Source organism: Betaproteobacteria bacterium, assembly GCA_016713305.1.
GTDB lineage: Bacteria > Pseudomonadota > Gammaproteobacteria > Burkholderiales.
Map to the genome: position 1 here is coordinate 15,946 of JADJPK010000032.1, position 11,451 is coordinate 27,396.

The 11,451-nt window shown below is 67.0% G+C and carries 5 protein-coding genes and 3 pseudogenes; 4 read left to right on the plus strand and 4 right to left on the minus strand.

What is annotated here, in order from left to right; genetic code table 11:
• Positions 1–13 precede the first annotated feature (13 nt).
• The 4 genes from IPK20_25830 to IPK20_25845 all read left to right on the plus strand — a co-directional run bounded on the left by IPK20_25830 (position 14) and on the right by IPK20_25845 (position 3,727).
• Positions 14–856, plus strand: coding sequence for a cytochrome c (locus IPK20_25830; GenBank protein ID MBK8019770.1), 843 nt, complete (start codon positions 14–16; stop codon positions 854–856).
• A 24-nt stretch (positions 857–880) separates the two neighbouring features.
• Complete coding sequence (locus tag IPK20_25835; protein MBK8019771.1) at positions 881–1,153, plus strand: transporter substrate-binding domain-containing protein; 273 nt, start codon at positions 881–883, stop codon at positions 1,151–1,153.
• 103 nt (positions 1,154–1,256) lie between these two features.
• On the plus strand, positions 1,257–2,297 hold the full coding sequence (locus IPK20_25840) for a PDZ domain-containing protein (GenBank protein MBK8019772.1): 1,041 nt from the start codon (positions 1,257–1,259) through the stop codon (positions 2,295–2,297).
• Between the two features lie 35 nt (positions 2,298–2,332).
• Entirely contained in the window at positions 2,333–3,727 is a 1,395-nt protein-coding gene (locus IPK20_25845; GenBank protein ID MBK8019773.1) for an SHOCT domain-containing protein, read from the plus strand.
• On the opposite strand, the gene IPK20_25850 is transcribed toward IPK20_25845, so the two are convergent.
• The 4 genes and pseudogenes from IPK20_25850 to IPK20_25865 all read right to left on the minus strand — a co-directional run bounded on the left by IPK20_25850 (position 3,691) and on the right by IPK20_25865 (position 8,018).
• Complete coding sequence (locus IPK20_25850; protein MBK8019774.1) at positions 3,691–3,984, minus strand: hypothetical protein; 294 nt, start codon at positions 3,982–3,984, stop codon at positions 3,691–3,693. The genes IPK20_25845 and IPK20_25850 overlap by 37 nt on opposite strands.
• A gap of 162 nt (positions 3,985–4,146) precedes the next feature.
• Positions 4,147–6,011, minus strand: a pseudogene (locus tag IPK20_25855) (RecQ family ATP-dependent DNA helicase).
• Positions 6,012–6,026: 15 nt separating this feature from the next.
• A pseudogene (gene nudC, locus IPK20_25860) lies at positions 6,027–6,369 on the minus strand (NAD(+) diphosphatase).
• A 417-nt stretch (positions 6,370–6,786) separates the two neighbouring features.
• A pseudogene (locus IPK20_25865) lies at positions 6,787–8,018 on the minus strand (FAD-dependent oxidoreductase).
• Positions 8,019–11,451: the final 3,433 nt, after the last annotated feature.

Sequence of the window (11,451 nt, forward strand, 5' to 3'; positions counted from 1 at the left end):
CAATCACCGCCGTTTGGTCCCGATTTCGGCGCTGTCCCTGGCGGCAGCCCTCGCTCTCGGGGTCGAGCCGGCAAGCGCCGACGATGCGGCGCCGGCCGAGAAGCACTTCGACGTCAAGAACACCTTCCGCAACATCTGCGGTTTCTGTCATGCGGACTACGGCCGGAAGGCCGGCAAGGGGCCGCAGCTCATGAATTCCGAACGTAGCGACGAGTACATGGTCAACCTCATCAAGAACGGTCTGCCCAGCCGCATGGCGGCGTTCGGCAGCATCTATTCCGACGACCAGATCCGGTTGATCGTGAAATTCATTCGCAATCTGAAGGGAAGGCGAGGAGCCACAGAACCCATGACCGGAAGTCACACAAGCGCCGCCGGGCGAAACATGTCCCCTTCGGGTGGCTTGTGGCCGCTGCGCTGGTGGCAGCGTTCAACGGTTCCGCGTCGGCCCGTACGCTGGCGGAAGTCCGCGCTCTGGGCACCATCTCCCTGTGCGCGAGTCCGGAGACGCTGCCCTACGCCAGCGACAAACCGGGAGACCCGGGGTTTCAGGTCGAAGTGGGGCGCGCCATCGCCGAGGGGCTCAAGCTCTCCCTCTCCATCGAATGGGTCGTGCCGCGTCGCCGCGCCAACGTGGTCAACTGCGACATGCAGCTCGACAGTGTCAACAATCCGGAGATGTACAAGGGCCGCGCCCTTCTGTCGCGGCCCTATCAGCGCTCGGGTGTCGTGCTCGGCTTCGCTCCCGGCATCGAACCCGTCCAGGACTACAAGGATCTGCCGAAGGACCGCAAGGTGGGGGCGATGGTGGGGTCGGTGGCCAGCGTCGTGCTGGGCAAGAGCGGTGCATCCTTGACCCCCCTACGCGTTCCAGGACGACATGGTCGACGAACTGGCGAAGGGAGCCATTCCTGCCGCCGCCGTGTCGTTCGCCACGCTCAGCTACTACATCCACAAGCACCAGGATGCCGGCGTACGGATGACCTATGCCTTCGACAGCGCCAGACTCTCGTGGGATGTCGCGGTGGGCCTGCGCAAGTCCGACCAGGCCTTGGTGGACGAGGTCAACAAGGTGCTCGATTCGCTCATCGCCGACGGCACCCTGGGTCGTATCTACGCCAGGTACGGAGTGGAGCACCGGCTGCCGAAGTGAACGTCCGGGCGCAGCGGGGCCCCGGGGCCTGGCGCGCCTTTCCTCCCGCCGAGATCGCGGCGCGGGGCTTATGATGCGGCCAGACCCAGCCCCGGAGGCCGCCATGCAATCCCGGTTGAACAGTTCCCCCGTCCTGCTTCTCCAGGGCATACGTCTGAGCGCGGCAGCGGTGGTGGTCTTCCTCTCCGCCTTGTTTGCAGCAGGATCGGCGGCAGGACAATCCACTCTCCGTGATCCGGGCGGGCGCTTCACGCTTGCCGTGCCGAAGGACTGGTCGGTTGCCGCCAGTTCGGAACAGATGTCCGTTCTGGTATCGGGCAATTCGTCGCTTTCAGTGACCGTCGGCCATCTTCCTCCCGGGCAAATGGTGGAAAGCGTGGCGGGGCAGGTGGCCACCCAGTGGGGCAAGTATCAGGAACTGAAACGCGGGCCGGCCACGGTCGGCGGCAAGCCTGCCGAACTTCTGATCGCTTCGGGCACCAACCCCAAGGGCCAGCCTTCCTTCTTCCGCGTGGTCGCGGCACCGTTCCCCGGCGGGACGCTGGTCATGATGACCAGCACGCCGCAGGACGATTTCGCCCGGCACAAGGCGGCCATCGAGTCCATGGAGAAGGGCGTGCGTTTTGCCGACGGACGCGCCGACCCGTCCCCGCGCAGTCCGCGCCCTCCCGTTTCTCCGGAGAGGAAGCGAAAGCTGGAGGCGCTGGAACAGGCGCATCTGGCGGGAGTGCTCAGCGACGACGAGTACGCGCAGAAGAAAGCCGCATTGCTCGCGTCGACCGAACCGCCGGCGCGGCCTGCACCCCCGCGCCGCACGGCCGATGAATCCGGCACCCCTGCGCCTGCGGCGGGCAGACCCATGCTGGGCGTGGCCACCCGCGCGCTGGAAGCGGACGATGTCCAGATGACCGGCCTCGAGAAGGGCGCGCTGGTTGCGCAGGTCGCTCCCGGCAGTCCGGCCGACGCTGCCGGAATCCAGCCGGGGGACGTCGTCGTATCGTTCGATGGCGCTCCGGTGACCGATGCCCAATCGCTCGTGCAGGCGGTGGGGCGCAGCAAGCCGGGTCAGCAGGTCACGCTGGGTCTCGTGCGCGGCGGCCGTTCGGGCAATGTGCAGGTACGGCTGGGTACGGTGCCGCGCTAGCCCGCGCTCCGCCACGATCAGCAAGGAAAGGGGCCATGAAACGGTTTGCAGACGCAAGAACGGCCATCGCCGCCATGCTGTTCCTCCAGGTCGCCGCCGCCCTCGCCGCGCCGGATCCGGAGAAGCTGCGAGCGCTCGATGCCGCCTATCAGGCGGGCATCCTGGGCAAGGACGAGTACGAGGCGAAGAAGCGCGAACTCGGCAAGGGCACCGCGCCGGCTGGCAGCAAGGGGACTCCGGCGACGACGCCATCGCCGGCGCCCGTGGCCAATGGAAAGAGTGCGGGCGTGTACCGGATGCGGCTCGTGCGCGTGATGGACAAGCAGGGGTTCGGCGAACCCGTCGAAGTGTTTCGCATGCTCGTGCCCTCCGACTGGAAGGTCGAGGACAGCGTGCAATGGGACGCGAGCCAGATGGGTTGCCCGGCCAACATCGTGAGAATCACCTTTCGTGCGACGGCCCCCGATGGTCTGACGGCATTCGAATCGTTTCCCGCGTACACGTGGCGGTGGACCGACGACCCGATGATGCAGCCGATTCTCCAGCAACAGGCTGCGAATCGAACCGGCTGCCCGCCGCATCCGGTTCTGGACGCGACGAACTTCGTGCGCAATCTGGTGATCCCCGCCGTGCGACGCGGGGCGCAGATGGGCGCCGTGGAACCGGTGTCGGGTGTCGCACAGGCAGAACAGCGCGTGCTGACGCAGCAGGTCCAGCCACTGATCCAGGCCGGTTACATGCGCGGCATCCGCGTCGATGCTGTGAAGGCACGTCTGGGCTACACGGTGGCCGGCCGGGAGGTGGACGAGTGGATGAGCGCGACCGTCGCCGTCACGGTCATGCCGACGGCCAACACGGCCGATCTCATGCAGGGGAACATGAACTACTCCTCTAGCACCTATACGGTCACGGGATACAACGTGTTCGGCGTTCGCGCTCCCAAGGGTGAACTCGACGCCCGGTCCGGATTGTTCGCGACCATGGTGACTTCCGTGCGGCCCAATCCCGCCTATGCGGCTGCGATCGCAAGGTTCCAGTCCAGCATCAACAAGATCAATTCGGACGCCGCCCGTGATCGCCATCGCATCTGGCAGGAAGCCAATGCGTCCATTCAGAACACCTGGCGCGAGACGGTGCGGCAAAGGCAGGAGGTGCAGGACCGTCAGGCGGAGCAGTTCAGCCAGGTGATCCGGGGCGTCGAGGTGTACTCGGATCCGCGCACCCAGGAACGCATCGAACTGTCCCTCGGGCTATCGCAACGCGTGGACCAACGGCAAGGGCGAATACATCCTGTCCGATTCGGTGAACTTCAATCCGTTGGTGGAACTGCAGGAGGACTGGCGGCAGTTGAAGCGCGAGGAACGCTGAGCGGGGTCTTTTCGGACCCGTCCCTTCACCGGCGGCTCAGCAGGTTGGCCGACCACGCGTAGACGTCGGGCAATCGTGGCGGAGCGGCGAACCACCCCAGCGCGACGCCGGCGGCGTTGGCGGCCATGTCGGCCAGTGACATGAACCGGTATCCGGTCAGCCCCTGGGCGAATTCCAGCACGATCCCCATCGCGACCAGCAACAGGCCTGTCGTCCGCCGGTGGGGGCCGGGCGCCGCGAGCCTGGGCGAACCACGCCATGAGACGCGCGTATGCGACGAGGTGCTGCACCTTGTCGCCATCTTCCATCGTCGAGCCAAGGCGGATCGGGAATCAGGTGGAAATAGATCACGACCGCGAGGCACCGATCCATCCCACCGCGGGCCACAGGGAACGGTGCGAAACCGCTCGTCATGCGGCCGCGTCCCACCGGACAGACGGTCTCGAGCACGGTCGGGATGTCCATGCCGTATCGCTCCGGTTTCCGTGGCGCCGACGCCTCGGACGGTGCCGAGCGCGAGGAGGGTTGCCAGTTTTCGCCGGGCGATCTCTGCGAGCGTCGCATCTCGTGAAAAACGACGTAAGCCGGGAGTGCGTGTTCCCGTGCCACGCGCGCGCGCCACTCGCGCAGCGCGCGAAAGCGCGACAGGTCCTCCTGCGCCAGTTCCGGCATCGGTGTCGCGGCGCCTGCCGGTGGCATCTCGCCGCTTTGCAGGCCCCGCGGCTTCGTTCGGCGCACGCCCACGATGGCTATGTCGCCTTTCAGAACGGACCGGGAAGTCCCGGTGGAGACTGGCTGTTGTACTCGCCTTCCGCCTGGACGTAACCGCCCTGCCAGCTGACGAAGCACCGTACGCCAACGTGCCTCAAACAGATCCGCGCCTATTCCGAACTGGAAAGCTGCACATGGCCGTACTGCGCGACTTTCTCGGTGGATTTTCTCTCGCGGCACATCGATGAGATGACCCGCACCGAAACCGCGTCGCGCCGCCATTCTTCCGTGCTGGTCGAAGCGGAAGATGCACGACAACGCCTTACGCGCCGCCTCCGTGGCATCCCATGTTCCGGCGGCTCCAGGCAGTTGTCGCAGTTGCCGCAGGGCTGCGAGCGCTCGCCGAAGTACGCGAGCGGCCTGACACAGCGGCAATCGTGCGCTCCGCGAGACCCAGCGCATCAAGACGCGAGCGCTGGATGCAGCCCGAACTCGTCGGCCGCCGGGCTCTCGTCGATCATGCGGCGCTGGTTGACCACGTCCGACAGCCCGTACGTCATCCATGCATCGGCAGGCGCGCCATCGCGTCCCGCCCGACCGGTTTCCTGATAGTAGGCCCTCCGATGTTCTTCGGCGAATCGAGATGCGCGACGAAGCGCACATCGGGCTTGTCGATCCCCATGCCGAACGCGATGGTGGCCACCATGACGATGCCGTCTTCCCGCAGAAAGCGGTCCTGCCGTTCCCGACGCGTCTGCGCGTCGAGTCCCGCGTGGTAGGCCAGGGCCTCGATGCCTTCGCCGTTGAGCCACGCGGCCGTGTCGTCCGCGGTTGCGGCTACCGCAATTTACGATCCCGGCTTCCCCGGGATGCTCTTCCCGCAGGAGGCGCAGCACCTGCGCGCGGATTGTCCTTCTCCACGAGGGTGTACCGGATGTTCGGGCGGTCGAAACTGCCTCCACGAACATGCGCGCGCCGTCGAGATTGAGGCGCGACACCATGTCCTGACGCGTGAATTCGTCGGCCGTTGCCGTCAGCGCGATGCGCGGCACATCCGGATAGCGCTCGTGCAGCACCGTGAGCCCGAGGTAGTCCTCGCGGAAATCGTGGCCCCACTGACTCACGCAGTGCGCTTCGTCGATCGCGAAGGAACCGAGCAGTCCGCGTTCGTGGAGGGCATCCAGCATCGCCAGGAATCGCGGCGTGAGCATGCGTTCCGGGGCGACGTACAGGAGCACGAGGCGGGCGGCTCGAAGCTCCGTCTCGACCTCGCGTGCCTCGTCGGGAGACTGGGACGAGTTGAGGCAGGCGGCATGCACGCCGGCTTCTTCGAACGCCCCCACCTGATCGTGCATCAGCGCGATGAGCGGAGCTCACCACGATGGTGACGCCGCGTCCCGCACGATGGCGAGCGATGGCGGGGATCTGGTAGCAGAGGCTCTTGCCTCCACCCGTGGGCATCAGCACCACAGCGTCGCCGCCGGCGCAGACGTATTCCACGATCGCGTCCTGCTGGCCGCGGAACGCGCTGAAACCGGAGACTTCGGTGAGGATCCTCCCCGGATCGCACTCCGGAAGTGGAACGTCGAAATCGCAGCCAAGTCTTCCGCCGCCCTCAAGACGCGCGCAGCTCAGCCAGCGCCGCGTCGATCAGGCGCCGGGCCGATGCTCAGGCGATGCGGCAGCATCGGGCAGAGCGTCCAGCGTGAACCAGTCCGCCGCCTCGATCTCGCCTTCCTGCGGCACGATGTCCCCGCCGGCGTAGTCGCAGCGGAAGGCGATCATCAGCGAGTGCGGGAACGGCCACGGCTGGCTGGAGAAATAGCGCAGGTTGACGACGTCGATCCCGACTTCCTCCTTCACCTCCCGCACGAGGCAGTCCTCGATGCTCTCTCCCGGTTCGACGAACCCAGCCAGCGCGCTGAACATGCCCGGCGGAAAATGCGGCGAGCGCGCGAGCAGCAGTTCGCGTCCCCCGTTGCACGAGCGCCATCGCCACCGTTGCGACGCGCGGATAGTGCGTCTGGCTGCAGCTCGGGCTCACGCGGGGCCTTTCTTGATTCTTGCGCTTCTTGGGCGTGCCGCCGCGGCCGCAGAATTGGTGCGAGCTGTCCCGATCCACGATCTGCACAGCGCGGCCGGCCAGCAGGAAAGTCCCGTCGTCGATGATGCCGAACAGGCTTCGCAGTCCCGCCCAGCGCAGGTCCTCCGGCGCGTTCCGAGGCGTCCTCCGCACTCCGCGGAGAAGCAATGCCGTCCGTGCAGGGTGCCGAGATACTGCGTGCCCACCGGGTCCAGCCCCAGCTGCGAGGATGTTCCACGCACGGCACCTCGACCTTGCGTCGTCTCGCCGCACCGAGGATGTTGTTGCCGCGGAACGCGAACCACACGCACTCGCCGGACAGACTCCTCAAGCACTGGCGGCGATGAGCCAGGACGAACCCCAGTGCCTGACTGGAGCACTCGTAGGGACCCGGTCAGCGCTTCTTGACCGGCATGTCAAGGTCGGTGATGCGCCCTCGGCGATCTCCGCGGCGAAGAACACCGTCTCCGACAGCGTCGGATGCGGGTGGATCGTCAAGCCGAGGTCGCCGGCCTCCGCGCCCATCTCCAGCGCGAGCACGGTTTCGGCGATGAGTTCGCCCGCATTCGACCCCACGATGCCTGCGCCGAGCAGGCGTTTCGTACCCTTCTCGAAAAGCAGTTTGGTGAGGCCCTCTTGCACGGCCCATGGCCAGTGCCGGCCCGCTTGCCGCCCAGGAAAGAACGCCTTCTCGAACTCGATGCCCAGTGCCTTGCCGGCTCCGTCAGGCCCATCGCAGGCGACCTCCCGGATCCGTGTAGGCGACCGAGGGAATGGTGCGCGCATCGAAGAACGCCTTGTGTCCGGCAATGACTTCGGCGGCGACCTTGGCTTCGTGCGTGGCCTTGTGGGCGAGCATGGGTTCACCGACGACGTCGCCGATGGCATAGATGTGCGGCACGTTGGTACGCTGCTGCTTGTCGACCGGGATGAAGCCGCGGTCGTCCGGCTCGTAGCGCTTGTCCAGGCGCTTGTGCAGCAGGGCGACCAAATCCCGATCGGCGCCGGGAATCAGGCCGTCGCACAGTTCCACCACGCTGACGGCTGCCGAGGGCGTCGTAGACACAGGCCATCTCCAGGCCGATGATGCCGCCGCCGATCACCAGCATGCGCTTCGGGATGCCGTCGGCGCCAGCGCACCGGTGGAATCCATGAGGCGCAGGTCGTCGTACGGGAAATCCCGGAATGCGCGCCACCTGCGAGCCGGCCGCGATGATGCAGTGATCGAAGGAACGGTCTCTCCTCGGACCGTCCGCGGCGGTCCCCTCGATGCAGGTTCGGTGAAGCGAACTTGCCTACGCCGGGCACGACCTCGACCTTGCGCTGCTTCCCCCAGGACCGGCCAAGCCCTTTGATGAGCCGGCAGACGACGCTCGTACTTCCACCCGCGCGGAGCTGGTCGATCTCGATCTGGGGGCTTTGCGGGACTTCACGCCGAAGTGCGCCATTTCCTCAGCCTTCGGAATCCCACGCGTGCGGCGTGCAGCAGGCGCCTTCGACGGGATGCAGCCCACGTTTCAGGCGGGCACCTGCCCACCAGAGTCGTAGCGCTCAGTCATCGCCACCTTCCTGGCGAGGTCGGCGGCGCGGCGTGGGCGTCAATGTAACCGCCAGGGCGGGCCCAGAGACCGACTTCGGCGTACGACGCGCGACCTGGAGTCGCCGTCGCGACCGTGGGGGCTCCCGCTGGGCGAGCCCGGAGCCGCCCAGTTGCGGCCCCCGGCCGGGGGACGGGACGCCGCGACCGCTGCCGAGGCCGACGCGGCTGCGCAGGCGACCGCCGCTGCAATCGCGCCCAGTCGCCTCGAGGACGAGGACCAGCGTGCCCTGCGACAGCCTTGTCGACGACCTTCCCATCTCCAGGTCTCGCCCGGCCTTACACACGGCCGACGGAGGCAGCACCTCCGCCGATCGCCTTCTCGGACTCCAGCGGTGACGAGAGATCCTCCGGCTTGGCAGTGTCGCCCACGTTGACCAGCACCTCGATGACCCGGAATCCCTGGAAGTCGCCGATGTCGGGGACCCGACACTTCGACCAGATTGATCAACTCCGGCTCCTGTTGACGGTGGTCGGCGTCGGCCAGCGCCGACACCAGGCACGGCCTGAGCGGCGACCAGAGAGCGACACCTGCACGCCGGGAACGGCCGTCCGGCAGACGGTGCAGGCGGAGGGCATGGGGAAAGCTCTCCGGGAGGGCACGGGCCTGTTTCTTCCAAGGCGCTTGCCCACCTGGGCTTCGAAATGGGCGCGGGCAACTTCCTGTTCTGTTCCGCCTTCACCAGTTCGAGTTCGAACCGGAGCTGGCGCGAGGGAAGATCGGGCGGCTGTCGGCGCCGTCAGGCAGCGCGGGCGTGAGGCACGTTCCTCGCCGCTCGTCACCGTCCTTGCGCCCGGGTCTCGGATGGGCCCCGGCACCGCGCGCGCGCCGCGCCGCCACGGCGATCTCTCCCTCTGGGGGGCGTGCCAGCAACCAGGAGGCCCAGACGCACCCGTAGGTCGGAGTCCGCGGACCTGGCCGTCGCCGAGCACCACGTACTTGAGCTGAGGTGGGGCCGGAGGCCCGGCCCGCGCGCGTGCAGCATGTCCCGGTGGAGATGCCGATCTCAAGACCGGGCCGTACTCGGAATCCGTCGCGAAGCGGTGGGCGTTGACCATCACCGAACTGGAATCGACCTCGCCGGAGGAAAACGGCGAGCGCTTGCGTACGCCCGCGTGACGATCGCGTCAAATGAGCCTGGAACCCATGGGAATTGTTGTGCTCGATGGCCGGCGTCCAGGCAGATCGACGACCCGCACGCTGGGGATTGGGGCCGGGTACTCCGTACCCCGGTCCTCGTCCGTCGCCTCATTCATGCCCGGCACGAGACGCCGGGCGCGTCCGCAGCCGCGCAGCTCCGCCTGCTTCTCGCCGGTAGACTGCCCGCCAGGCGTGGGCAGGACTCACCGCGGCGATCGACGCATGCACCCGAGCAGGGGTTCCGTAGTGTTGCCCGGGTGCCGTAGCGCTGGGTCTTGGCGTTATCCGCGACGCTGTACCGACTTGTCGAAGTCGGCGTCCCTCGTCGATGGGGGGAAGCCGTACCGGGTACCGTCCAAGTGCTTGATGACGGGAATGCACGCCTCGTTGCTGATGCGTTCCAATGAGTACCTTACCGCCGCGGGAACGATCCGTCGACGTAGTCCCTTCTTGGTGATGAGTTCGCCCGACCGCAGCCCGGTCGGTGGTCTCAATGACCTAACCGCCGACTCGGGAAGGCTGGCCGACACGCAGGCCCTCCTGCACGCAGGCGCTTGCGATAGCCTGGTTTCAGCGGATGGCTTCCGAGCCGCCGTCCGGAGAATGGCCGTTGCCCGCGCTGTCTTCGAGCACAGACCGGCGGCGTCGGCCGTCACGTTGGGCCGGGCCTCGTGGATGATACCGATCGACGCCCAGCGGCACACGCATGCGGTAGCCGACCGGATTCCGTGAGGCCAGTACCGCAGGTCCGCTTGACCTCGCCGATGGGATCGGTGAGCTTCAGGCGATCTCCGCAGGCCCTGTGCCATAGTGCGCCACGCCCCTTTTCGCGAAAGGGATCAACCCAGTCCCACCATCTCCGGGTCGAAGCCCCTTGGAGCGCCCTTGCCTGCGCGGCATCGGCCCGCACCATTGGCGGCGGGGAAGGCGAAAGCGGACTCCGCGTTCCCCGCGCGAAGCGCGACTGGTCAAGTGGCGAGGCAGGGAAGCCCGTCATGGCGCGCGAATCAGCAGCAGGCCTGCGGCCCGCGATGCGGCGCGCCGCCCAGGCGGTGCCCGTCATGTAGCTCTGTACGTCCATGCGGAAGGAAGTCCGAAATGGATGCCAGATTCTAACCCGGATACGTCGGACAACCGCGGAAATGCGGTGCAAGTGAAACATCTCAATTGCTCTTGCCCGAATCGGAGAGGAAGCAGGCGATGCGGTCCTGCAGCACAGGCCAGTCCGGAGAAGGCCGGAAGTTGCGAGGGCGCCCTCGCGCGGGAGCCGGATCAGGCGGCGTGCGCGGCGGGAAGCGGATCAGGGGCCGTCCGGGCGCATCGCAAGTGCTCCAGTTCCGTCCAGGCATCGCCGACACCCGAACACCTTTGATGATCCTGTCGATGCCGCTGGCGTGTGCCAGGGCGGTCGGAACACGCGCGTCATCGAGGGCGTCGCACGGCCGCGGGCATCCCTCTGCCCTTCGCCCCACACCTTGGCATCGCTTGCACATCGCCTGGGTGAGCGGCGGCATGCGAAGCCACGGATTCCGGATGCGCTTTGTGGCGCGAATTTCCTCGGCGAAGGCCCACAGCACCAGGAGGAGAGAAGCCCAGCGCCCCACTCGCCGAGGAGACAAATCCAGCATCCTCAGCGGGTGGTGCGGGATCACCGGCGAAGATGGCCGGGCCCAGGTCGAAGGCGTCAAACCGCGCGACGTCGGCCACGGTCGTGCGCACGGCATCGAGATCCAGCGGTCCCTGCGGGAAACGGCGGGCTCACTTACTGGATCTCCTGATGCACTGACGAGCAGGTTCCCCCTCGACCCGGGCGGCCAGAAACTCCAGCACGTCAGGAGGCCGGCAGGGCTGCCCGCAGCAGGACGCCCGCAGGCCCGGGCGGGCAGCTACTAGAATAGCCGATGCGCTGCGCGTGCGCACTTTTACGCCGCCCACGATTTCAGGGCGGAGAACCACTTCAAACTGCCGTGGCTCCTGAACTCGACGGGAGGCAGCGTGATCTGGCGTGACGGTGTCTTCGGGAAGCGATGCCGCATAGCGGATCAACGCTTCGCTGCCCCTTCCGCCCCCCGGAGCAGCCGATGCCATACACCAACTCCACGAGGCGCTGACTGGCGAAGAAGCGACAGACTCGCTGATCGCCCACAGCCGCCCGCCACTCCAGATCCCATTTCGACCGTAGAGATCTCGCGCTCAGCCCGCAGCCGCCGCGCTCTCTCGCCCCACAAAATGTCCGGATCCGATCCGCGGCTTC

Coding starts and splice junctions, on each gene's coding strand:
- IPK20_25845 (MBK8019773.1), top strand. CDS start 2,333: ATGAAACGGTTTGCAGACGCAAGAACGGCCATCGCCGCCATGCTGTTC.
- IPK20_25840 (MBK8019772.1), top strand. CDS start 1,257: ATGCAATCCCGGTTGAACAGTTCCCCCGTCCTGCTTCTCCAGGGCATA.
- IPK20_25835 (MBK8019771.1), top strand. CDS start 881: ATGGTCGACGAACTGGCGAAGGGAGCCATTCCTGCCGCCGCCGTGTCG.